Raw genomic sequence first — 24353 nt, 5'->3', positions numbered from 1 at the left:
CGCGCGGGCCCGTCGCCGGGCCGTGGACCGCGTCGCCGCCACGTCGTGTGCCGCCGCGTGAAAACTGTTCTACGCGGTTGTGACACGGCAGGAAAGGGCTGTGGATAACCCGCGGACGGTGAGGCAACATGCGCTGACCGACACGGCTCACACGGAGGTGCGCGCGGATGCGGATCGCGACCACGATCTTCCTTACCGACGAGACGATCCGGCCCGACCGCCTGGCCGGAGAGCTGGAGCAGCGCGGCTTCCACGGCCTCTACCTTCCCGAGCACACCCACATCCCGGCGAGCCGGGAGACCCCCGCGCCCATGGGGGAGCCGCTGCCCGACGAGTACGGCCGCTGCCTCGACCCGTTCGTCGCGCTCGGCCAGGCAGCCGCCGTCACCGAGGGGCTGCGGCTGGGCACCGGCATCACGCTCGTCGCGCAGCACGACCCCATCGACCTGGCGAAGCGGATCGCCACCCTCGACTTCCTCTCCGGCGGCCGGTTCACCCTCGGCGTCGGCTTCGGCTGGAACGTCGAGGAGGCCGCCGACCACGGGGTGCGCTGGTCCACCCGCCGGGACCTGGTGCGCGACCGGATGGCGCTGATGCGGGCCCTGTGGGCGCCCGAACCCACTGCTTACGAGGGACCGTTCGACTCCGTGAGCGCCTCGTACGCCCACCCCAAACCGGCCGGTGGCGCGCCCCGCGTCCTGCTTGGCGGCGTCGCGGGGCCCCGGCTGTTCTCGGACCTCACCGCCTACGCCGACGGCTGGCTGCCCATCGGCGGTCACGGTCTCGGGGTGGCACTGCCCGCGCTGCGTACGGCGTGGACGGCCGCCGGGCGCACCGGTGAGCCCGCCGTGGTGCCGTTCGCGGTCCGCCCCGCACCCGGCAAACTGGCCCACTACCGGGACCTCGGCATCGACGAGGTGGTGCTGCAACTGCCGCCCGCCGGTGAGCCGGAGGTGCTGCGGACCCTCGACGACTACGCGCAGTACCTCTGAGGCGCCGGTACGCGACCACTGAGCCCTCGGGGTGCGGGGCGCGCGCCACAGAGGACGCGCCGCGTCCCCCACCTCCGCCCGGCGCCCGGACCTGCCGCGACGGGCCCGCGTCCCGCTCGTGGTGCCGCCCGTCCTAGGACCACCGCCCGATCCGCCCGCCCCGGGGGCCCGACCGTGGGCCGATCCGCCGCCGCGCGGCCGGGCGTACCGTCGAAGACACGGGGTGCATCCGTACGGGGCGGGCACGACGGCCGTCCCGTACGGGAGGCGGCCCCGCCCGGTAGTCCGCGGCTCCTAGGAGATGACCATGCCGCAGCTCGACCACACGATCGTCCACAGCACCGACCGCTTCGCCTCCGCCCGTTTCCTCGCGGAGATGCTCGGCGCCCCCGAGCCCCGCGCCTACGGACCGTTCGCCGCCGTCAGCCTCGACAACGGCGTCGTCCTCGACTTCGCGGAACACGTCGCACCCGACGGCGACTTCGTACCGACGCACTACGCGTTCCTGGTGACGGAGGACGAGTTCGACGAGATCTTCAGCCGGATAAAGGACAGGAACCTTCCCTATTGGGCCGATCCCCGTCATAAGAACGCACAGAGCATCAATCACCACGACGGCGGCCGCGGCGTGTACATCGACGACCCCGACGGGCACGCCCTGGAGTTCATAACGCGTAAGTACTCGGAGGCTCTGCTCGCAGGTTTGTGAGTGAGCGCGTTCGGGTGTCGGTGCGCGCTCGTATGCTCGGAGGATGACTTCCAGCGCGCAGGTACCTGACCAGGGATCACACCGAGCGGACGTGCCGTCGGCGGGCGGTGGCACAGAGCCTTCCGCGCCGCCCGCCGCGAACGCCGTGCGGCGCGCGTTGCGCCGGGCCCGGGACGGCGTCGCGCTGGACGCCGGCGAGGCGGCGGTGCTCCTCCAGCTCCGCGGCGACGATCTGAAGGACCTCTGCGCGAGCGCCGCCCGGGTGCGGGACGCCGGTCTGGAGGCCGCCGGACGCCCCGGTGTCATCACGTACTCCCGCAAGGTGTTCATCCCCCTCACCCGCCTGTGCCGCGACAAGTGCCACTACTGCACCTTCGTCACCGTTCCCGGCAAGCTGCGCCGCGAGGGCCACGGCATGTACCTCTCGCCCGACGAGGTGCTGGACATCGCGCGCCGCGGCGCCGAAATGGGCTGCAAGGAAGCGCTGTTCACGCTGGGCGACCGCCCCGAGGACCGCTGGCCCGAGGCCCGCGAATGGCTCGACGCCCACGGCTACGACGACACCCTCGCCTATGTGCGGGCCATGGCGATCCGCGTCCTGGAGGAGACGGGGCTGCTGCCGCACCTCAACCCCGGCGTGCTGTCGTGGACGGACCTCGCGCGCCTCAAGCCCGTCGCGCCGTCCATGGGCATGATGCTGGAGACCACGGCGACGCGCCTGTGGAGCGAGCCGGGCGGCCCCCACTACGGCTCGCCCGACAAGGATCCCGCCGTGCGGCTGCGCGTCCTGGAGGACGCCGGGCGGTCCAACGTCCCCTTCACCACCGGCATCCTCATCGGCATCGGCGAGACGTACGAGGAGCGCGCCGACTCGATCTTCCAGCTGCGCAAGACGGCCCGGGCCTACCACGGCATCCAGGAAGTCATCGTGCAGAACTTCCGCGCCAAGCCGGACACCGCGATGCGCGGCATGCCCGACGCGGAGCTGGAGGAGCTGGCCGCCGCCATCGCCGTCAGCCGCCTCCTGCTGGGCCCCTCGGCCCGTATCCAGGCGCCGCCGAACCTCGTCGACGCCGAGTACGCCCTGCTCATCGGCGCGGGCATCGACGACTGGGGCGGCGTCTCCCCGCTGACGCCGGACCACGTCAACCCCGAGCGCCCCTGGCCGCACATCGACGAGCTGGCCGAGAAGACCTCCGGCGCCGGGTTCACGCTCCGCGAACGCCTCACCATCTACCCCGAGTTCCTCCAGCGCGGTGAGCCCTGGCTCGACCCGCGGCTGCTGCCGCACGTCCGCGCCCTGGCCGACCCGGAGACGGGCCTCGCCGACGAGGACGCTCCCGTCGTGGGCCGCCCCTGGCAGGAGCCCGACGAGGGCTTCTCGCTGGCCCCCTCCGGCCGCACCGACCTGCACCGCACCATCGACACCGAGGGCCGCACCGGCGACCGCCGCGACGACTTCGACAACGTCTACGGCGACTGGGAGGCGCTGCGCGAGGCCGCCGCCCCCGGGATGGCACCCTCCCGGCTCGACGCCGACGTCCGCGAGGCCCTGTCGCAGGCGGCCGACGACCCGACGCAGCTCACCGACCCCCAGGCCCTGGCGCTGCTGCACGCCGACGGCCCGGCCCTCGACGCCCTGTGCACGATCGCCGACGAGCTGCGCCGCGACACCGTCGGCGACGACGTCACATACATCGTCACCAGGAACATCAACTTCACCAACGTCTGCTACACCGGCTGCCGGTTCTGCGCCTTCGCGCAGCGCCGCACCGACGCCGACGCCTACACCCTCTCCCTGGAGCAGGTCGCCGACCGCGCCCAGCAGGCGTGGGACGTCGGCGCGGTGGAGGTGTGCATGCAGGGCGGCATCCACCCCGACCTGCCTGGCACGGCCTACTTCGACATCGCGCGCGCCGTCAAGGAACGCGTCCCGGGGATGCACGTCCACGCCTTCTCCCCCATGGAGGTCGTCAACGGCGCGACGCGGACGGGCCTGTCCATCCGGGACTGGCTGGCCGAGGCGAAGGCCGCCGGGCTCGACACCATCCCCGGCACCGCCGCGGAGATCCTCGACGACGAGGTCCGCTGGGTCCTCACCAAGGGCAAGCTGCCCACCGCCACCTGGGTCGAGGTCATCAAGACCGCCCATGAGCTGGGCATCCGCTCGTCGTCGACGATGATGTACGGCCATGTCGACCAGCCGCGGCACTGGCTGGGCCATCTGCGGCTGCTGGCCGAGATCCAGCAGTCGGCTCTCGCCAAGGGCGTCGAGGGCTTCACGGAGTTCGTCACCCTGCCGTTCATCCACACCAATGCCCCGGTCTACCTCGCGGGCATCTCCCGCCCCGGCCCCACCACCCGCGACAACCGCGCGGTGACGGCCATGGCGCGGCTGCTGCTCCATCCGCACCTCACCAACATCCAGACCAGCTGGGTCAAGCTCGGCACGGAGGGCGCCGCCGAGATGCTCCGCTCCGGCGCCAACGACCTGGGCGGCACCCTCATGGAGGAGACCATCTCCCGGATGGCGGGCTCCAGTTACGGCTCCTACCGCTCCATCCAGGACCTGCTGGCCATCGCCGACGCCGCGGGCCGCCCGGCCCGGGCCCGCAACACGACGTACGGCCCGGTGCCCGAGGAACGTCAGCGGGCCGCGCACGCCTCGGACGGCCACCTGCCTGAGCTGCTGCCGGTCCTCGACTGAGACGGACGACGGTACGCGGGGCGCCCGGCGGCATACGGGCGCCCCGCGACGGGCCCTCGGTCGCCCCGCCCCGGCGGACCCCGGGCGCCCCGGTCCGGCGGCGCACCTAGGGCGGCGCACCCCCGTCGTACTCCGCCTCGTGCTGGAGGATGCACTGCTGCCACTGGGACAGTGCCTCCGCACGGTCGCCGCCGGAGTCCTGCGCGGCGGTGATCAGCGCGTCCGCCGCCATCGCCGCCAGCCGGACCGCGACATGGCAGACATCGCGGTGCGGGAGCGGCCGGAGAAGTTCCACCGCGCCATCGCTGTCGCCGGAGAGCGCGGTGGCGACGACGGCCATCGTGGTGCGGTCCCACTCGTACTCGGACATGCGGGGAGCATGCCCACCCCGGACCGCCGCCATCTTCGAACTCTCGCCTGAAAGCGGCCCGTCGCCCGGCCGCCCGGAAAACCGCCACCACCGGGCCCGGCGCCCCGCCCCACCTGCCCGTCCGCCCCGGGTGCCCGCCCGGGGCGGAGGTCTCGGGCGGACGCGCACCGATCGGGAGCGGACCGATCAAAAGCCGCCTGATGTACGTCTTGTCGCATTCCGTTCCTGTCCTGAACCGATCAATCCTGGTCGATTACAGTGCTGCGCCAGAGGGTCCGTACGGGGCCGGACGGGCGTTGTGGGGTTCGGGAGGGCACAGTGAACGCAGCGGCAGGCGGCACCGGCACCACCGCCATCTGGGGCCGCGCCGAACAGCAGGACTTCCGCAGCCGGGTCCGCGGCTGCCTGCTCGGCGGAGCGATCGGCGACGCGCTCGGCGCGGGCATCGAGTTCGACTCCCTGGACGCCATCCGCGAGGCCCACGGCCAGGAGGGCGTCACCGACTTCGTCCCCGCCTTCGGGCGGCGCGGGGCGGTCACCGACGACACCCAGATGACACTGTTCACCGTCGACGGCCTGATCCGCGCCCAGGTCCGCCGCGACACCGGCGCCTGGCACCCGCCCACCGACGTGCACCGCGCCTACCTCCGCTGGGCCGCCACCCAGCGCGACTGGGGCCCGGACGAGCGCAAGGAGGACGACGGCTGGCTGGCCCGCGAGGAGTGGCTGTACTCCCGCCGCGCACCGGGCCGCGCCTGCCTCACCGGCCTCGGCGACGACACCATGGGCACCCTGGACAAGCCGAAGAACCCCGACTCCAAGGGGTGCGGCGCCGTGATGCGCTCCGCGCCGTTCGGACTGCTCGTCGGCTGGGAACCGCAGCTCGTCTTCCAGCTCGCCGTCGAATGCGCCGCCCAGACCCACGGCCACCCCACCGGCTACCTCGCGGCCGGCGCCTTCGCCGTCATCAGCCACGCCCTGGCACGCGGCGACGACCTCGACAGCGCCGTGCAGAAAGCCCTCGCCCACCTCGCCACCTGCCCCGACCACGAGGAGACCACCGAGGCCCTGAAGCGGGCGCTCGGCGCCGTACGGCAGGGCATGCCGACGGCCGCCCGGGTCGCCTCGCTCGGCGAGGGCTGGACGGCCGAGGAGGCGCTCTCCATCGGCGTCTACTGCGCGCTCGTCGCCGAGGACGTCCGGCACGGCCTGCTGCTCGCCGTCAACCACAGCGGCGACAGCGACTCCACCGGCGCCATCTGCGGCAACCTCCTCGGCACCCTGCACGGCGAGACGGCGCTGCCCCCGGTCTGGCTGGTCGAGCTGGAGGGCCGCGACACCATCCTCCAGCTCGCCGACGACTTCGCCCTGGAGATGACCCAGGGCACGGCCCTGCACGGCCCCGCCGGCTCCGCCCCGGGCTGGCTGGTCCGCTACCCGAGGGCCTGACGGGTCCGGGGGAGCGGCCCCACCACGCCCGCGCCGCGGGCCGGAAGGTCCCGGCTCAGGCCCCGGCCCGGAGCGCGCCTGCCCCGGAGCGCGTCCGCCCCCGGAGCGCGCCCGCCCCCCCCTCACGCCCTCCCCGCGCGCCCCGCCGCCCCGTCCGCCCGCTGCCCGGGGAGCCGCCGGGTGGCCCCGAATCCGTCCTTGCCGTCCCCGTCCCCGTTGATCCGGTCCAGGACCGCGTCCCGCTCCGGGGTGTCCTCCGGCCTGACCAGGCCGATCAGCAGGAACAGCACCAGCGAGGTGGCCACCGGCGCCACGATCTGGATCTGCAGCTGCACCCCGTCGATCCCGTAGTTCGTCAGCCAGAACGCGAACAGGCCCGCCGCCCACGACACCAGCGCCGCCGTCGGCCCGGACCTGCGGCACTGCCGCACCATGCCGAGCAGGAACGGGATCGAGATCGGCCCCACCAGCCCGGCCACCCACTTGATGACCACGGTGATGATGTCCTTGAACGCCGGCGAGTTGACCTGCGTCGCGATGGCCATCGACAGCGCCAGGAACGCCACCGTCGACAGCCGCGCCGCCAGCAGCCCCGCCCGGTGCGACCAGCCACGCACCCGTTCCCCCACCTTCGGCAGCGCCGGGGCGATGTCCCGGGTGAACACCGCCGAGATGGCATTCGCGTCCGACGAGCACATCGCCATCGTGTGGGAGAAGAACCCGACCACGACAAGACCCAACAGCCCGTGCGGCAACAGCCGTTCGGTCAGCAGCGCATACGCATCCGACGCATCCGGCTTCTGTGCCCGTACCAGCAGCGGCGCCATCCACATCGGGAAGAACAGCACCGCGGGCCACACCAGCCACAACGCCGCCGACAGCCGCGCCGACCGCACCGCCTCCCGCGCGCTGCGCGTCGCCATGTAGCGCTGCGCCTGGTTCCACATCCCGCCGCTGTACTCGAAGGTCTTGATGAAGAGATACGCCAGCAGGAACGTCAGCGTGTACGGCCCGGCGGTCGGCGCGGTGTGCCCCGCCGGCAGCCGGTCCCACGCCGTCCACAGCGCCCCGACACCCCCGAGCTGCGCCAGGACCGTCACCAGCATCGCCACCCCGGCCAGTAACTGGATGACGAACTGCCCCAGCTCGGTCAGCGCGTCCGCCCACAGCCCGCCGACGGTGCAGTAGACCCCCGTGACCACACCGGTGAGCAGGATCCCCTGATGCAGCGAGATGCCCGTGAACACCGACAACAGCGTCGCGATCGCCGCCCACTTGGCGCCCACGTCCACGATCTTCAGCAGCACCCCCGACCAGGCCAGCGCCTGCTGCGTCGGCAGGTTGTAGCGGCCCTTGAGGTACTCCAACGGCGAGGCCACGTGCAGCCGCGACCGCAGCCGGTTCAGCCGCGGCGCGAACAGTCGCGCCCCGATGGCGATCCCCACCGCGATCGGGAACGACCAGGTGACGTACGAGGTGATGCCGTACTGGTACGAGATGCCCGCATAGCCGGTGAACATCACCGCGCTGTAGCCCGACATGTGGTGCGAGATGCCGGACAGCCACCACGGCATCCGGCCGCCCGCGGTGAAGAAGTCGCCGACATCGTCGACCCGCCGGTGCGACCACACGCCGATCGCGACCATCACACCGAAATATCCGATGAGCACAGCCCAGTCGAGACTGTTCATGCCCCCTCCAGGGGTCCGCCTGGTGAACGTGGACCACTTCGCCGTGACGGTCCGTGGGGCGGTTCCCCGTGCGGGAGCGGGGACTTGGGGATTGAACCTTCCGCCGCGCGGGCCGGTCAAGGCCCCGCAGATCATGGATATGAACGACGGTCACCAAGTCGAACGATTTTGCCCGCTCTTGACCGGCCGGGGCGTTGTCCCCCGTCCGCCGCCGCCCCCACGATGTGCGGACACTTCGCCGGGCTCCGCAGGCCCGACCAGCACGGCCACCCGCCGTCCCGCCCCAGCGGCACGGCGACCGGCCGCGCGGGAGCGGGATCCCGCGCGGCGCCCCACCGACCCGCCGGGAGGAACGCCCCACGGACGAAGCCGCACGGACGGACGGCCCCGCAAGGATCACTGCCAGTCCGACCGCTCCGTGCCCTCGAAGCAGTAGGTGACCCACTTCCCGGCCCGGTGCGTACTGGTCGACGGCACCGCGCACAGCCGCACCCGGAACGTCCGCCCGACCGTCGCCATGGCGGTGTACTTGTCATGGTTGTAGTTGATGACCGCGCTACGGGAGGAGCCGCCCCGCACCCGGATCGTCACCATGTCCCCGGGCTCACCGTTGACGATCCGGCCCCACACCGCGCCGCAGGACGCGCTGTACCGCAGATGGATCCGTGCGGGATTGCCCGCCTGCGGCTCCCAGGTGACCGCGTCCGCGGAACACTCCCCGGCCGGGCTCTTCCCGTCGCAGCCCGCCCCGGGGCAGCCGGGCGGCGGGTCCTCGAACGCCTTCTGGATCGCCTCCACACCGGGCGGCACGAGCGCCCCGGCGACCGCCGCGGCCACCGCCACCACCAGCGTGTGCCGTGCGTGCGCCCGCAACCGTCGCCCGCCCGCGCGTATCCAGGCCGCGAACCGGCCGACCGGGTCCGGACGCGACCCGCCGGACGGCGCCGCGCCGGTGCGGGATCCGCCATCCCCGGGACCGGCCGCGCCACCGCCGCCGGCCCGGTCCCCGCCGTCGCAGCCGGGCCCGGGCAGATCGACGACGGGACCGGGCGGATCGGCGACGGGGGGTCCGGCGGCGGACGGACCGGCGACGGGCGGATCGGTGGGAGGTGGGTCGGTGGCGGGTGGGGCGGGAGCGGCGGACGGGACGTCGTCCGGCTCCCCGCCCCCGGGCCGCTCCGCGGGATCGTGTGCGCGTCTGCTCATCCGGCCTCCTGAGAGGTCCCTGACCTGCCCCGATTCTCCCCCGGCCCGGTGCCCCGCCGGAAGCGCATTGTCGGCCGTGGCCCGGGGCGCACGGAAGAGCGGGCGGGCTCAACGGGCGCGCACGGCAGGGGAGAGGGCCGCCCCCGCGCCCCCGCGCGCACCGCGCGCCCCCTTCCCCTCCGCCGCCCGCCCCCGGCCGCGCCCCGGAACGCCCCGCGCCGTTCAGCCCGTGGGACGGGCGCCCCGCAACGCCGCCCCCAGCCGGACCAGCCCCTCGCCGATCTCCTCCGGCGGATGCGTCACGAACGAGAGCCGCATCGCCGCCGCGTCCGGTGTCCCCGCGAAGAACGGCGCCCCCGGGACGTACGCCACGTCATGCCGCACCACTCCGGGCAGCAGCGCCGCCGCGTCGTACCCCTCGGGCAGCGTCGCCCAGACGAACATGCCGCCCGCCGGACGGTTCCACCGCGACCCCTCGGGCAGCGCGGCGCCCAGCCCGCCGAGCAGCGCGTCCCGCCGCGCCCGGTACGCCTCCCGCACCCGCACCAGATGCGCGTCCAGGTCCGCCACCGCCAGATACCGCGCGGCGGCCGCCTGATCGACGGTCGAGGAGTGCAGGTCCGCGGCCTGCTTCGCGATCACACAGGCCCGCCGCAGCCCGGCCGGGGCCCGCAGCCACCCCAGCCGCAGCCCCGGCGCCATCACCTTCGAGAACGACCCCAGCAGCGCCGTACGGTCCTCCGCCCCCGGGAACGACGCGATCCACGGCACCGGCTCCCCCTCGAACCGCAACTCCCCGTACGGATCGTCCTCCGCGATCCACAGCCCCCGCCGGGCCGCGACCGCCGCCACCGCCGCCCGCCGCTCGGCCGACAGCGTCCGGCCCGTCGGGTTCTGGAACGTCGGCACCAGATAGAGCAGCTTGGGCCCGACCCGCGCGGCGATCTCGTCCAACGCCTCCGGGTCCAGCCCCTCGTCGTCCGTGGGCACCGGCACCACCCGCGCCCCCGCCAGCGAGAAGATCTGCAACGCCGCGAGATAGCACGGGTCCTCGACGAGCACCACGTCACCGGGCTCCAGCAGCGCCGTCGTCAGCAGCGTCAGCCCCTGCTGCGACCCGGTGGTCACGATCAGATCGTCCGCGGCGGTCGCCAGCCCCCGGGCGGAGACCCGGCCCGCGACCGCGGCGCGCAGCTCCGGATCGCCGTCGGTCGGCGAGTACTGCAGCGCCCGTCGCGGCTGCTCGGCCAGCACGTGCCGGAACGCGTCGGCTATCCCCGCGGCGTCGAACAGCTCCGGCGCGGGCAGCCCACCGGCGAACGAGATGACCTCGGGCCGCGCGGTCAGCGCCAGAATGTCGCGCACCGGAGAACTCCCCGTCCGCACCGCCCGGGCGGCGAGCCCCGGGGCGGGAACCGTGGACGGGCTCTGGGCCGGATCCGTCATGGCGACTCCAATCGCTCGCACGCGGGCCACCCCCGCGTCAGCTCGGTCGCCGGAGCTTAAGCCGCCCGCCCGTCCCGGCACAGGGGGCCGCACCCGGGGCCGGACAGGGGAGAGCCCCCTCGGCCTGGACAGGGGATCCGGTCGAGAGGGCTCGGTGCCGCGCGGCGGAGGCGCGGCGGAACGACGGGCCGGTCAGGCCAGGTCGAAGGCGCCGCCGGCGACATCCGAGACGAAGGTGCTCCAGGCGGAGTTGTCGAAGGTGAGGCGCGGGCCTTCGGGGTCCTTCGAGTCGCGCACCGCAATCGCCTCGGCGGTCGGCACGGCGATTTCGACGCAGGCGCCGTTACCGCCGGAGTACGAGGACTTCGTCCAGGAGAACGCGGAATTGGGCTGCATGACCTTGTTCACTGTTCGCTCCGACTACTGTGAGTTGCCGCGGATTCGGTAGTGCTGACGCTACGCGCCAACTTCCCTTGCAGCAGGAGCAGTTCACCCTTCCGAATGGCGAATTCCTTGATCCCTTTTCAAGCCGCCGGGCGCCGGTGTACCTTGCGGATCCCTCTGCCGGAGGGGCTGGTTCCGGACCCCTTCCGACCGGCGCCTCCTGCCCCTCCCCGCCCGCGCGGCGCCTCCCGGCCCCACCCGTCAATTCCACGGAACGGGCTTCAGCTCACCGCATCCGCATGCCGCTTCGCGACCGCCGCGATGAAGTCCCGGCTCTGTTCGGCATTCAACGCCTGTGCCCGCAGATGTTCGTACATGACCGTGTACTTGTTGACGTCGTTCGTCTTCTCCAGATACAGATCGCTCGTGACACCCTCGATATAGACCACGCTCGAATCGGAGGTGGCGTTGAATTCGAGAATGGAGAACGTGCCGGCCATTCCGGCATGCGCTCCCGTGTCGTACGGCAACACCTGCACTGTCACATGCGGCAGGGTGCTCATCTCTACGAGATGCTCCAGCTGCTCCCGCATGACGGCATGACTGCCCACCACCCGCCGCAGCGCGCTCTCGTCCAGCACCACCCATAGCCGCAGTGGACTGTCGGGATCATCGACCCGCTCCTGACGCCGCAGCCGCACCTGGATCCGCTTCTCCAGCTGATCGGCGGCGAGCTCCGGCAGCACACCCGGAATCACCGCCCGGGCGTACCGCGGCGTCTGCAGCAGTCCCGGCACCAGCAGCGACTCATAGACCCGCAGTGAGGCGGCCTCGGTCTCCAGCCCGATGTAGACGCTGTACGGGATGTCGCCGAACGCGTGCCACCAGCCCTGCTGCCGGGAGTCCTTGGCCATCTGCATCAGCGAATCCACTATCCGGCGGTCGTCCACCTCGTAGACACCGCACAGATCGCGAACGTCGCGCTGACTGATGCTGCGGCGGCCGTTTTCCAGCCTGCTGATCTTCGACTGCGAGACCAGCAGCCGCTCGGCCACCTCCTCCGCCGTCATGCCCTTGAGCTCACGGAGCCTGCGCAGCTCCTGGCCCAACCGGCGTCGTCTGACGGTGGGGTTGACATGGGACGCCACGGGACGTGCACCTCCGGGTCCGTACTGCTTGTTCCGTGCCAGCAGAGTGCCACCCCAGGTGGACGCCGCGCAGTCAAACGCACACAGAAGGCGAGCACGCCACGGCGCGGGACGGCGGACCGGCCGTCGTCCGGAGCGGCCGGCCCGCCGCCCCGCGCCAACTGCGGCTCCCGAACGGGCTCGTGGGGACGGTTCTGCAGCCGGCCGGCGCCCCGGCGGCGTACGGGACGCCGGAACGGGGCGCCGACCGGAGCATCACGGGAGCGCGCGGACGGCGCACGCACCGCCTCGCGCGCCCCCTGTGATCAACGTGCGCCGGCCCGGGCCATGCTGCCGTGCCCGTGCCGTGAGGGGACCGGCACTCCGGACGCGTTCGACGCGCCCCGGCCGGCCGGCTGCCGCGCCGGGCCGTGGCCCGGGCCCGCCGCCGGTGTCCGCCGCGGCTGCGCCGCGGCGCCGTTCTGGACGTCCATGACCGCGTGCGCGACCAGTCCGCCCATGGGGTCGTGCCGGATCAGATCCCGGAGGCGGGAGCGTGATGAACGCCCTTCGTTCCCCGGGTAGAGGTGCTTGCCGAGTCCGACCGCATGGGCCAGCGCGGCGAGCGCCGCGGTCCGCGGGTCCGGCGGTACACCGGTGCGGATCGCGGTGTCGAGCCGGGCCTTGATTTCCCGGCTGATGGCCGTCTCCGTCGCCTGGTAGCGCGTCGTCGGCAGCACCCCGCACATCTGCCCCTCCACGGCATGGACCATGCCGCAGCGTTCGAGATGCGAGAGATACGTCTGGCGCAGCCCCAGCCGGGGCCCGCCGATCCAGTGGACCGCGCGCACCGGACTGCCGCGTCGGCGCAGCAGTTCGAGCGCGGAGTCCAGAGTCGGATCTCCGGTCGGCCGTGGCATCACCACGGCGATACGATCCCCGTCCGGGGCTATCCGTCCTGCCAGAGCCAGCTCTACTAGCTGGGCCCCGGCCAGGCCGAGGTCGAGCGACTGCGGCTGTGCTGTGGTGCCCGTTGCCGGGTCCAAAGCCAGCAGCAGAAGCTCCTCCGGAATTGTTCTGCGGCTCCTGCCCATCCATGCCTCCCCGCGTGGATGCATGACAGGGTGACCCCTCTCACATTCATCTGTCGAGAGTGCGTGGGGGGTTCGGCAGGGAACCTGCAGGTATGTCGTTCTCGTCTAGTACGTCGACGGCGACCTCCATGGGGTGCGGCGGGACGAGGTGGCGTGGGGCGGCGGATGCGCGCCACGCGGACACAGGACACTTGGGAACACTGGGTCAGACAGTGCGACATACGAAGGAGACATCGGTGGCGGGCGAGTCCCCCGACAAGTCGGGCAAGAAGCAGGCGTCGGGGAAGGCGCGGGGCGCGAACGACCCGCGCCTCGCCGTCCTCCGGGGGGAGCCGGCGGAGACGGATAAGGCCACGGAGGCCGAGAACGCCGAACGCGGGGCCCCTGAGGCTGCCGAGGAGTCCGGGGGCGCTGCAGCGCCGAAGAAGCCGGAGGCGGCGACGGACGGGGCTTCTGAGGCTTCCGAGGCCGATGGGGCCTCTGGGGCGGCCAAGTCCACCGATTCCGCCGAGACGGATGAGGCTGCCGATGGCGGCGACGGGCCGGGCAAAGACCGGCTGCGGGCCGCTGTTGCCGCCTGGGTCGCGGGTGAGGGCGACGGTGCGGAGAGCGCCGATGCCTCCGATGGCGCTGATCCCGCCGATGGCGATGACGACTCCGACGGTGCGGACGCGGACACCGGCGGCGCGGACGACGCTGCCGACGGTGGGGGCGCAAAGACCGCTGCAAAGGCCATAGGCGCCGCGGCGGGTGGAGCGAAGGGCTCCGTCGCCGAGGAGGCCGCGATGTCCGGTGCGGACGCCGGGGCCGAGTCCGGTACGCGGTCCGAGGCCGGTGACGCCGGGGCGGAGCGCGACGAGGCTGCCGACGCCGACGCCGACGCCGACGCCGGTGGCGAGGGTGCGGACGGCGCCGATTCCGCCGATGAAGCGAAGGCCGAGGGTGGCGCCGCCAAGAGCAAGGACGGCGGAGCGCGCCCGAAGGTCGAGGAAGCCAAGGCTGTGGGGCGTAAGGCGTCCGACGCTGAGGACGCGAGTGGCAAGGGTGACGCCGCGGCCTCCAAGGGTGACGACGTGTCCGTAGCGGACGGCGGCGAGACGTCGGACGAGGATGACGACGTGGACCGGCCGACGGCCGTTTTCACGACCAAGGGCAAGAAGTCCGGTGCGGACGAGGAGCCCGTCGACGACGCCACCCGCGCCTTCACCATCGCAAAGCCCAAGGGCAAGAAGAAGCCGGAGGAGAAGGCGAAGCCCGAGGGCAAGGAGGAGTCCGAGGCGGAGCCGAAGGCGGCGACCGGAGCCGACGGTAAGAGCAAGGAGTCCGAGAAGGGCGAGGCCAGGGGCGAGGGCGAGTCTGCGGACAAGGCCCAGCCCAAGGCTGCGAACAAGGCCGACGCCAAGGGCTCGGCCGACAAGGACGCAAAGGCCCCCAAGGGCGAGGTCAAGGGCGCGGGCAAGGGCGCAGCCAAGGCCAAGGGGCCCGAGCGGGAAGCCGAGCGCACCAGCCAGTTCGTCGCACTGAAATCGGACGACACCGGTGCCGCCGGGCGGTCCATCGGCAAGACGGCCGCCAAGCCGGGCGAGAAGGACGACAGCGCGACGGCGGGTGCCGGTGCGGCCGCCGCGGCGAGCCGCTCGGCGTCCGGCGAGTCCGGAACGGAGAAGCCCGCAGCGGAGAAGTCCGGCGCGGAGATGCCCGCAGCCGACAAGTCCGCCAAGCCCGGTAAGCCGTCCGCCGGTGCCACCGCCGGGCCGCAGCCGGCGGCGCTGCCCGCGAGTGAGCGGACCCGGCAGGAGCCGCTGCCGCCCCTCGACCTGCTCGCGCAGCTCACCAACACCCCGCCGCCGCCCGAGACCACGCTCCGTACCGTCGCCCGGCGGTTCAAGATCTGGACGCCGCTGGTCATCCTGCTGGCGATCGTCTTCGTGGTCGTCCAGTCGCTGCGCACGCTGCCGGAGCCGACGCCGGTCGTCGGCGAGTCGACCGCGTTCACCTTCAAGGGCGGCAAGCTCTCCATGCCGTGGCCCGGCCAGGGGCAGTCCGCGGCGGAGGTCGTCGGCGTCGGCAGCCTCGGCACGTCGGGGCCGCAGAAGCCGGTGCCGACGGCGAGCGTCGCCAAGGTCATGACGGCCTACGTCATCCTGCGCGACCACCCGCTGAAGAAGGGCGAGAAGGGCGCGACCCTCACCATCGACGCCAAGGCGGCGGCCGACTCGAAGAACAAGGACGAGTCGCGGGTGCCGCTGCAGGAGGGGCAGAAGTTCAACCAGACGCAGATGCTCCAGATGCTGATGATCCCCTCCGGCAACAACGCCGCCCGTCAGCTGGCCCGTTGGGACGCCGGGAGCGAGGAGGCGTTCGTGAAGAAGATGAACGCCGCCGCCGACAAGCTCGGCATGACGAACACGACGTACACCGACCCCAGCGGCCTGGCGAAGACGACGGTCAGTACCGCCGTCGACCAGCTCAAGCTCGCCCGTGAGGTGATGAAGAACGGTGCGTTCCGCGCCGTCGTCGCCACCGAGAACGTCCAGATCGACGGGCTGCCCGAGCGGCTGTTCAACAACAACAGCCTGCTCACGACGATGCCGTACGTCGTACGCGGCATCAAGACGGGCTCCAGCACGCCCGCGGGCGGCGCCTTCATGTGGGCCGCATACCGGACCGTCGGCGGCAAGGACCAGCTGCTGCTCGGCGTCACGATGGACCAGCGCACCAGCAGCTCCGACCCCAACGCCCACCTCATGCTGGCGCTCGACAACAGCGCGAAGGTGATCACGGCGGCCCGGGAGGCGCTGGTCGCCGACACCGTCGTCAAGAAGGGGCAGGTCGTCGGCTACGTCGACGACGGTCTCGGCGGTGAGACGCCCGTCGTCGCCACCAAGGACCTCACCGCGGTGGGTTGGCCCGGTCTGAAGGCCGCCTTCTCGATCGGCAGCGGCGGCAAGACCGTCCCGCACACCGCCAAGGCCGGGACGGAGGTCGGCGTGCTGACCGTCGGCAGCGGCGACAGCACCCAGCAGGTGCCCGTCGCCCTCGCCGAGGACCTGACCGAGCCCACCTTCGGTGCCAAGCTGACCCGCCTCGGCTGAGCCCGGCCCCGTACGGGGTGAGCACGCCCGCCCTCGTCCCGTACGGGGAGCCGGCCCTCATCCCGTACGGGGCCGTCTGCGTCCCGGAACAGGTCCCGAACAGGTCCCTTACGGGGCACAACCTCGGTCCCGTAAGGGACGCGCCCCGGGCTCGCCCCGGAGGCCGTACGCCCGGACCCGTACGGGAAGCACGGCCGACCCCGTAGGAGCAGCCCGCCGGGCGAGCGAAGCCGACCGCCGTCCGGGGGAGCGGCGGCCCGGCCCGTAAGGGGTGAGGTTCCGGGCTCTCCCCAGGGGCGAGCATGAAACCGCCCCTCCCCGGGTGAGCACCCCTCCGATGCGCACGAGCCACCGCGCCCCCGCCGGACCGCCCGCCCAGAACGCGACCGGAGCCCGCCATCGACGCCACCCGAACCGAACCGGCCCCCGAAACCCCGGCGGAGGCCCCCGCGCCCCTCGCGCCGCCCGCCCGGCGGCTGCGGGACACGGTGGTGCCGGTACCCGCCGTGCTGATGTGCGCGCTCGGCGCCTGGGGGCTGCGCCGCGACGGCGCCATGTGGCGCGACGAGATCGTCACGTACGACATGGCGCACCGCGCACCCGCCGCGCTCTGGGCCACCCTCCGCCACGTCGACGTGGTGCACGGCCTCTACTACGCGCTGATGCACCTCTGGTTCACCGCCTACGAAGCGGTCCTCGGGCCCGGCGGGCTCCTCGGCCCGGCGTTCGGCGGTGCCGTCGGCCGGACCCTCGGCGAGGACGTCGTCGCCCTGCGCCTGCCGTCCCTCACCGCCATGACCGTGGCCGCCGCCGGTGTCGCGCTCCTCGGGAACCTCCTCGTCGGACGCCGCACCGGCCGCTGGGCCGGTATCGCGTTCGTGCTGCTCCCGCCCGTGCAGCAGTACGCCCAGGAAGGCCGCTCATACGCGCTGGTCTGCGCCCTGGTCGTCTGGGCCTGCTATCTGCTCGTACGGATCGCGGTCCACACCCGGCAGGCGCCCGGCCGCTCGCGCCGCGCCCTGTGGGCCGGTTACGCGGCCCTGATGCTGACGGCGTGTCTGCTGCACGAGTTCGCCGCCCTGGTGCTGCCGGTGCACGGCGCCGCGCTCGTCCTCGGCCGACTGCCGCGCCGCACCCTGCGCACCTGGGCCCTCACCGTCACCGGCGTCCTCACCGGACTCGCCCCGCTCGCCCTCTACAGCACCCGCCAGTCCGACCAGCTCAGCTGGCTGATGTGGCCCGACCCGCTGCAACTGCTCACCTTCGCGATCCTCGCCGCCACCGGTATCGCCTGCTCCCGCGCCCGCATCCGCTCCCGCGGTCCCCTCGGCCTGCGCGCCCTCGGCCTCCCCCTGCTCCTGCTCCCCACTCTCCTCCTCTTCCTGCTCTCCCATGCCGAACCGGCCTACGTCGACCGCTACGTCCTCTCCTACATGGCGGGCTTCGCGCTGCTGGCCGGTGCCGCGCTGGCCCGGCTGCTGCGCCCGGCGGGGGAGGACGGCCAGACCGGCACCCGGCTACGGCGGCGCGCCCTCGCGCTGGCCCTGGCCGTCGCGGCGCTGCTGCCCGTGGACATCCGGCTGCGGATGCCCGTCAGCCGGGTCGACGACGGTACGGCCGTCGCCCACGCCGTACGCGCACTCGCCGGGCCCGGCGACGGCCTGCTCTTCACCCCGGCCCGCCGCCGCGTCTGGGTCGCTGCCCACCCCGACGCCTACCGTGACCTGCACGATCTGGCCCTGCGCCGCGACCCGGTCGCCTCCCACACCCTCTACGGCACCGAACGCTCCGGCGACACCGTCCGCGACCGCATGCTCACCACCCCCACCGGCCGCCTCGTGGTCGTGGGCGACGGCCCCGACCGGCCGGACGACCCCAACGACCAGGAAATCGCCAAACGCACCACGCTCCGCGAGGCGTTCGTCCTGTGCCGGAGCCGGGCGGTCCATGGTGGGCGGGTGGCGCTTTATGCGCGGGCCGAGGTGGGATGCGGCGGGAGGAGGGGGCGGTAGGCGCTTGGGGGCGGGCGGTCCGTCAGCCCGTCACGCCTCGCGGTGGTTCGCCGTGGCGCCGCCCAGCGCGGAGCCCTGGCGGCGCCGGCGCATCGCCAGGCCCACCATGCCGAACGCCGCCAGCGCGCCCACCCCGGCGACGAGGAGCGCCGTCGGCAGATGGCCCACCTTCTCCGCCAGCCCGGCCAGACCGTTGTCCGGCAGCATGATCGCCGTACGGTCGCCGGCCACCGGCCCGGTCGTATCGGCGGCGACGGCTGCACCGGCGGGCAGCAGTAGCGCGACGAGCGCACCGGACGCGACGGCAACGGTGCGGATCACAGAGCGACGCTGGTCGGACATCGGGCACTCCTCGTCAGGACGGATCGGACGGACGCGGTCGGGGCGGGCGGTTCAACCGGCCCGCGCGCTCTCACCATCGCCCCCGAGACCGACCCCGGACGCGGATCTCGACCGCGCACGCGACCGCCTCCGGAGCCGACCCCCGGACCGATTCCGCGCCCCTACGCTACGGAGCTTGTTTCACGGGAAACCGTACGTCGTGTAACAGTCACCGCGATCTCTGCGTACGGTCCCGTCACGGAATGGCCCACCTGAACCTTCCGCCGCTCGCCACCTTGGGTAACTTGGCGATGTATGTATGGATTCGCGCGCACGGTCATGCCGGAGCCGAGGGGCCCGCGCTCCCGCCCGGCGGTGCCCGTCGGCCAGGGAGGGCGGTGACCGGATGCGTCCATGGGCCCTGGCGCCGCTCGTCGCGCTGCTCCCGCTCGCCCTCGTGGCGGGGTGCGCGGGGTTCGAGGGGTTCGAGGGGTTGCAGAGCGACGGGCGGGCCCGGGAGGTGAAGGCGCCGTTCGCGCTGTGGACCGACCACTCGCCCGCCCCGCCGAGCAGGAGCGACAACCCTGTCGCGCTCAAACCCGTACCGCACACCCCGCACCTCCCGAGCGGCAGCATGGCCGACGCCGACCCGCGCGCCGTGCTCGACGCGGACCTGGCCGCCGACGGGCAGAAACCACCGGCGCCGGGCTCCGTGCGCCGCCCGGTGCTCCACGACCTCACCGACGACGGCAAACCCGAACTGATCATGGCCGTGGACCTCGACGACCGCACCAGCGACCTGCGCGTCTACAGCGTCCGGCACCAGATCGTCACCCGCGTACTGGCCCTGCGCGGCGTACTGGCCGGCGTCGAACTGGCTGCGGGTCACCTCGTTGTACGCGAACCCACCAAGGACCCGCGCTACGTCAGCGTCACCGATTACCTGTGGGACAAGGACCGGATGACCCTCTGGGATCTCACCCTCGACGACGCCCACAAACCCCAACCCGCCCGCAGCGGCACGCCCGGCCCGGTTCCGCCTGCGCCGCCTGCTGGAGCTTCACCTACCGGAGCTTCACTTGCTGGGGCTTCAGTTGTCGGCGCTTCGCCTGATGCTGGGCTGTCCGTCGCCGCTCCGACTGCCGCCGCGCACGCCCCGAACGGCGAGCGGCGATGAGCCCGCGTGGGGGGCGGCGATGAGGCGGCCCGGGTGGCGGCGTGCACCTTCTGGGGGGCCTCCCCCCTCCCCCTCCCCCTCCACCCCTCCCCACCCCTCACCCCTCCGCCGTGCCACCGCACGGGGCGTGCCCGGCCGACTCACCGCACTGGCCCGTCGTGCCGTGCGCCGCGCGGCGGTCTCCCTGCGTTGGAAGATCGCGTTGACGGTGACCGCCGTGTGCTGCGCCGTCGCCGCGGTCCTCGGCGTACTGGTGCACAACGCGGTGGCCCATCAGACCGTCGGCCAGGTGCGCAAGGAGACACGCGCGGATCTCGATATCGCCCTGGACCTCTTCGAGTACGGCACCTCCCGCGAGGGCATCAACTCCGTCCTGGATCCACCACAACTACCCGCCCCACTACGTGAGTTGGTGCGTAGTGGCCAGCAGGGCAGCATGGTTGGTACCTATCGAGGGCGTCCCGTCATGTGGGCGGCGGCGCCCGCGGGTGATCAGGTCATGGCCGTGTGGTCGCCGTACGGGAACACCAGCCGGTCCCTGGAGAAGTTCGATACGGCCATCCTCGGGTCGGCGGTGCTGGCCGCGACGGCGGTGGCGCTCGCCGGGCTGTTCCTCGCGCACCGGATCAGCCGCCGGCTGACCAGGACGGCGGCGGTCGCCCGCCGGATCACCGCGGGTGATCTGGACGCCCGGGTCGGCGCGGCACCGGGCGGCGGGCCCGGCGGGGGAGACGCGTTCGCCGGGGGAGGTGCGTCCGGTGGCGACGAGGTGGCGGCGGTCGCCGCGGCGCTGGATTCCGTGGCCGGTTCGCTGCAGAGCCGACTCCAGGCCGAGCAGCGCTTCACCGCCGATGTCGCACACGAGCTGCGTACCCCGCTGACGGGCATCCTGGCCTCGGCCGCTCTGCTCCCGGAGGGCCGCCCCAAGGAGATGATCAACGACCGGCTGCAGGCTCTGCACCGGCTCACCGAGGATCTGCTGGAGATCTCCCGCCTCGACTCCGGCGCCGAACACGCCGACCTCGACTCCTACGATCTGGGCACGCTCGTCGAACGCTGTGTGCACGCCACCGGTCTCGACACGGAGGTCCGGATCGTGTCCTCCGGCGTCGTCGAGACGGACCGGCGGCGCCTGGACCGCATCCTCACCAACCTTGTCCTCAACGCGCACCGCCACGGCCGCCCGCCCGTCGTGGTCACCGTCGACGCGGCCCCGGGAGGCGTGCCGGGTGCCGCGCCGACGATCGAGGTACGCGATCACGGCCCGGGCTACCCCGACGATCTGCTGCGCCACGGTCCGCGGCGCTTCCGCACCGATGCGCCGGGCCGGGGCCGCGGTCACGGCCTGGGCCTGACCATCGCCGTCGGCCAGGCCGCGGTCCTCGGCATCGACATCCGCTTCTCCGACGCGCCCGACGGTGGCGCCCGCGCGATCCTGCACCTTTCCCCGCCTTCCCTCGTACACGATCACATCTCCTGACCTGCGGTTTCCTCTGTTGTGTAAAGGTCGCCCGCGTGTCGGGCCGTCCCGAGCCTCAGGCGTCACCCAGCCGCCTGGCCGTCACCAGTCGATGTCCTCCGGCGGCTCCGGCGCGTCCCAGTCCTCCGGCGGCGGCTCGGGCAGGTCCGCGGCGCTCGCCGGTCCGCCGGAGTGGCTCGGACCGCCCGCGCGCCGGGCCTCGGGTGCGGCCTGTGACGGCGCGGCGTCGACGGGCTGACCGGCTGCAGCAGCTGCTGCGCTGCCCGCCCCGTCACCGCCCGCGAGCACCTCCAGGATCTGCGCGCCGTACTTCGCCAGCTTGTTCTCGCCCACGCCGTTGATCGTGCCCAGTTCGGCCGTACCGGCCGGGCGGGCGACGGCGATCTCCCGCAGCGTCGCGTCGTGGAAGATCACATACGCCGGGACGCCTTGTTCCTTCGCGGTGCTGCCGCGCCAGGCACGCAGCGCCTCGAAGGCCGGAAGTGCCGCCTCCGGAAGATCGACCGGAGCCCGCTTCCCCTTCGACGACTTCGCCTTCGCCGCCCGCGCCGCCTTCTCCGGCTCCCGCCGCATCGGCACCTCGCGGTTGCCGCGCAGCACCTCGCCGCTCGTCCCGGTCAGCACCAGCGTGCCGTAATCCCCCTCGACAGCCAGCAGCCCCTGCGCCAGCAACTGCCGTACCACGCCCCGCCATTCGACGTCGCGCAGATCGGCGCCGATGCCGAAGACGCTCAGCGCGTCGTGGTCGAACTGGACGACCTTCGCGGTCTTACGGCCCAGCAGGATGTCGATGATCTGGCCCGCGCCGAACTTCTGCCCCCGCTCCCGCTTCAGCCGCACGATCGTCGACAGCAGCTTCTGCGCCGGTACGGTGCCGTCCCAGGTCTGCGGCGGCGTGAGGCAGGTGTCGCAGTTGCCGCACGCCGCGCTCTCCTGGCCGAAGTAGGCCAGCAGCCGTACCCGGCGGCACTGCACCGTCTCGCACAGGGCGAGCATCGCGTCCAGATGTGCCGACAACCGCCGCCGGTGCGCGTCGTCACCCTCCGAACCGTCGATCATCTTCCGCTGCTGCACCACGTCCTGCAGCCCGTACGCCAGCCACGCCGTCGACGCCTGGCCGTCGCGACCGGCACGGCCCGTCTCCTGGTAGTAGCCCTCCACGGACTTCGGCAGGTCCAGATGGGCCACGAACCGTACGTCCGGCTTGTCGATGCCCATGCCGAACGCGATGGTGGCGACGACGACCAGGCCGTCCTCCCGCAGGAACCGTGACTGGTGCGCGGCGCGAATCCGGGAGTCCAGCCCCGCGTGGTACGGCACCGCGGCGATGCCGTTCTCCACCAGGAACTGCGCGGTCTTCTCCACCGAGGCACGGGAGAGGCAGTAGACGATTCCGGCGTCCCCGGCGTGCTCGGTCCGCAGCAGCTCCAGCAGCTGGCGCTTCGGCTCGTTCTTCGGCGCGATGCGGTACTGGATGTTGGGCCGGTCGAAGCTCGCCACGAAATGCCGGGCGCCGCCCATCGACAACCGGGAGGTGATCTCGGTGTGCGTCGCCCCGGTGGCCGTCGCGGTCAGTGCGATCCGCGGGACCTCCGGCCACCGCTCGTGCAGCATCGACAGTGCCAGGTAGTCGGGCCGGAAATCGTGGCCCCACTGGGCGACGCAGTGTGCTTCGTCGATCGCGAAGAGGGAGATCTTGCCGCGGTCCAGCAGGCTCAGCGTCTGCTCGACGCGCAGCCGCTCGGGCGCGAGATACAGCAGATCCAGCTCCCCGGCCAGGAACTCCGCCTCCACCAGCCGCCGCTCCTCGACGTCCTGCGTGGAATTGAGGAACCCGGCCCGTACGCCCAGCGCGCGCAACGCGTCGACCTGGTCCTGCATCAACGCGATCAGCGGTGAGATCACGATGCCGACACCCGGCCGCACCAGCGACGGAATCTGGTAGCACAGCGATTTGCCGCCACCCGTCGGCATCAGCACGACGGCGTCCCCGCCGCCGATCACATGCTCGATGACCTCCTGCTGACTCCCGCGGAACGCGTCGTAACCGAACACCCGGCGCAGCACCTGCACCGCTTCGCTCGTCTCCGACCCGCCCGCCATATCGCTGCCTGCGCTTCCTGCCACGTCCACCTCACCCATGCCTGAAGCGTACGAGCAATCCGCCCGACCCCGTCGAGCCTGTGGACAACTCCACTCCGAGCACTGCGGCGGACCCGCCGCTCCGCGAGACAGGACAGGCGGGCCGGGCGCGGAAGCGTCCCCCTCTCCCTGGTGTCAGCGGGCGGCGAGCGCCGCGAGCGCGGGCAGGATCACGCTCAGCCCGTTGTTGGCGGCGTGGACGCACACGCCGGGCCAGACCGACCCGGTTTTGCGCAGCAGGAGTGAGCTGGCGGTGCCCACCACGAAGGCGATGGGCAGGATGACGTTCAGGCCGTGCGCGAGGGCGAACACCGCGGAACTGCCGAGCACGCTCACCCAGGAGCCGTAGCGCCCCAGGGCGCCGGCCAGGACGCCGCGGAAGGCCAGTTCCTCCCCGAGCGGGGTGGCGACCGCGCCGCAGAGGAGCGTGAGGACGAACGCGAACGCGCCCCCGCCGGCGGCCGCGCGGTAGTCCCCCTGGGGGTTGCCGGTGTCGCCGGAGAGGCGGGCGTAGACGGCCGACACCGCGATGTTCAGCACGAACGCGCCGAGCCCGAGTCCGGCCCCGACCAGGAGCCACTTCCCGGACACCCGCCGCAGTCCGAACGCCCCCGGGTCCCGGAGGCGGACGACGAACGCCATCCCGAACGCACCGAGTCCGGCCAGCGCGGACACCACGTAGCTCACGATCCCGCGGGCGACCGCGTGCTCGTCCGGGATCGACACGATCAGGGCGATCCCCGCGACGACCAGCACGACGTACGCGACCGCCGCGACAGCGATCTCGGGCCAGCCGGGCCGCTTCCCGGTGTGCTCCGGGGGCGCGACGGGAGGTGCGGCGGGGACAGGGCTTACGTGATCGTTCCACATGATTCTTCCCGTTCGTGGTCGGGCGGTGGCCGGGCGATGGCCCGTGGGAGGTGCGGGTGCGCGAGGGTGGTGCCCGCCGCT

18 protein-coding genes are annotated in these 24353 nt (G+C 72.8%); 8 read left to right on the top strand and 10 right to left on the bottom strand.

The features are described from left to right. Window positions 1-167 precede the first annotated feature (167 nt). The 3 genes from OG422_RS12420 (at window position 168) to OG422_RS12410 (ending at window position 4408) form a co-directional block, all read left to right on the top strand. Window positions 168-992, top strand: a complete 825-nt coding sequence (locus OG422_RS12420; RefSeq protein ID WP_405742737.1) for a TIGR03619 family F420-dependent LLM class oxidoreductase — start codon at window positions 168-170, stop codon at window positions 990-992. Window positions 993-1299: 307 nt separating this feature from the next. Continuing rightward, window positions 1300-1701 (top strand): VOC family protein, encoded by a 402-nt coding sequence (locus OG422_RS12415; RefSeq protein WP_405742735.1) that lies wholly within the window; start codon window positions 1300-1302, stop codon window positions 1699-1701. Between the two features lie 43 nt (window positions 1702-1744). After that, window positions 1745-4408, top strand: a complete 2664-nt coding sequence (locus OG422_RS12410; protein ID WP_405742734.1) for a bifunctional FO biosynthesis protein CofGH — start codon at window positions 1745-1747, stop codon at window positions 4406-4408. Window positions 4409-4514: 106 nt separating this feature from the next. Here OG422_RS12410 and OG422_RS12405 read toward each other — a convergent pair whose 3' ends face one another. Then, window positions 4515-4778, bottom strand: a complete 264-nt coding sequence (locus tag OG422_RS12405; protein ID WP_143943604.1) for a hypothetical protein — start codon at window positions 4776-4778, stop codon at window positions 4515-4517. Between the two features lie 318 nt (window positions 4779-5096). On the opposite strand from OG422_RS12405, the gene OG422_RS12400 reads away from it, so the two are divergent. Beyond that, the gene (locus tag OG422_RS12400) at window positions 5097-6227 is read left to right on the top strand and encodes an ADP-ribosylglycohydrolase family protein (RefSeq protein ID WP_405742732.1); all 1131 of its coding nucleotides are present in this window, start codon (window positions 5097-5099) and stop codon (window positions 6225-6227) included. A gap of 122 nt (window positions 6228-6349) precedes the next feature. On the opposite strand, the gene OG422_RS12395 is transcribed toward OG422_RS12400, so the two are convergent. From OG422_RS12395 to OG422_RS12370, 6 genes are all read right to left on the bottom strand, one after another. Continuing rightward, window positions 6350-7918 carry a sodium:solute symporter family protein gene (locus OG422_RS12395; RefSeq protein WP_405742730.1) on the bottom strand — a complete coding sequence of 523 codons (1569 nt, stop codon included), beginning with the start codon at window positions 7916-7918 and terminating at the stop codon, window positions 6350-6352. Window positions 7919-8314: 396 nt separating this feature from the next. Next, window positions 8315-9124, bottom strand: coding sequence for a DUF2690 domain-containing protein (locus tag OG422_RS12390; RefSeq protein ID WP_405742728.1), 810 nt, complete (start codon window positions 9122-9124; stop codon window positions 8315-8317). 222 nt (window positions 9125-9346) lie between these two features. After that, window positions 9347-10570 (bottom strand): PLP-dependent aminotransferase family protein, encoded by a 1224-nt coding sequence (locus tag OG422_RS12385; RefSeq protein WP_405742726.1) that lies wholly within the window; start codon window positions 10568-10570, stop codon window positions 9347-9349. A gap of 192 nt (window positions 10571-10762) precedes the next feature. Further along, a complete protein-coding gene (locus OG422_RS12380) occupies window positions 10763-10966 on the bottom strand; it encodes a DUF397 domain-containing protein (protein ID WP_143943756.1) in 204 nt (67 codons plus the stop codon). A 269-nt stretch (window positions 10967-11235) separates the two neighbouring features. After that, window positions 11236-12102, bottom strand: coding sequence for a helix-turn-helix domain-containing protein (locus OG422_RS12375; RefSeq protein ID WP_405742724.1), 867 nt, complete (start codon window positions 12100-12102; stop codon window positions 11236-11238). 305 nt (window positions 12103-12407) lie between these two features. Next, a complete protein-coding gene (locus OG422_RS12370; protein ID WP_405742722.1) occupies window positions 12408-13175 on the bottom strand; it encodes a GPP34 family phosphoprotein in 768 nt (255 codons plus the stop codon). A gap of 236 nt (window positions 13176-13411) precedes the next feature. Here OG422_RS12370 and OG422_RS12365 point away from each other — a divergent pair, with 236 nt between their 5' ends. Both OG422_RS12365 and OG422_RS12360 read left to right on the top strand, forming a co-directional pair. Further along, window positions 13412-16270 (top strand): D-alanyl-D-alanine carboxypeptidase, encoded by a 2859-nt coding sequence (locus OG422_RS12365; protein ID WP_405742720.1) that lies wholly within the window; start codon window positions 13412-13414, stop codon window positions 16268-16270. 491 nt (window positions 16271-16761) lie between these two features. Then, window positions 16762-18282: a hypothetical protein gene (locus tag OG422_RS12360; protein ID WP_405742718.1), complete on the top strand. Its 1521-nt coding sequence runs from the start codon at window positions 16762-16764 to the stop codon at window positions 18280-18282. Between the two features lie 30 nt (window positions 18283-18312). On the opposite strand, the gene OG422_RS12355 is transcribed toward OG422_RS12360, so the two are convergent. Beyond that, window positions 18313-18624, bottom strand: a complete 312-nt coding sequence (locus OG422_RS12355) for a hypothetical protein (protein WP_143944897.1) — start codon at window positions 18622-18624, stop codon at window positions 18313-18315. 385 nt (window positions 18625-19009) lie between these two features. Between OG422_RS12355 and OG422_RS12350 the strand changes: the two genes are divergently transcribed. Beyond that, on the top strand, window positions 19010-19780 hold the full coding sequence (locus OG422_RS12350) for a hypothetical protein (RefSeq protein ID WP_405742716.1): 771 nt from the start codon (window positions 19010-19012) through the stop codon (window positions 19778-19780). Between the two features lie 163 nt (window positions 19781-19943). Continuing rightward, entirely contained in the window at window positions 19944-21260 is a 1317-nt protein-coding gene (locus tag OG422_RS12345; protein ID WP_405747755.1) for a sensor histidine kinase, read from the top strand. A gap of 81 nt (window positions 21261-21341) precedes the next feature. Here the strand turns inward: OG422_RS12345 and recQ are convergent, their stop codons facing one another. Continuing rightward, window positions 21342-23402, bottom strand: a complete 2061-nt coding sequence (gene recQ / locus OG422_RS12340) for a DNA helicase RecQ (RefSeq protein ID WP_405742714.1) — start codon at window positions 23400-23402, stop codon at window positions 21342-21344. Window positions 23403-23537: 135 nt separating this feature from the next. Then, entirely contained in the window at window positions 23538-24272 is a 735-nt protein-coding gene (locus tag OG422_RS12335) for a CPBP family intramembrane glutamic endopeptidase (protein ID WP_405742712.1), read from the bottom strand. Between the last annotated feature and the right edge of the window lie 81 nt (window positions 24273-24353).

This window comes from Streptomyces sp. NBC_01525 (assembly GCF_045040405.1).
In the GTDB taxonomy this organism is placed as follows: Bacteria; Actinomycetota; Actinomycetes; order Streptomycetales; family Streptomycetaceae; genus Streptomyces; species Streptomyces benahoarensis.
This window is presented reverse-complemented; position numbering and strand designations above follow the sequence as displayed.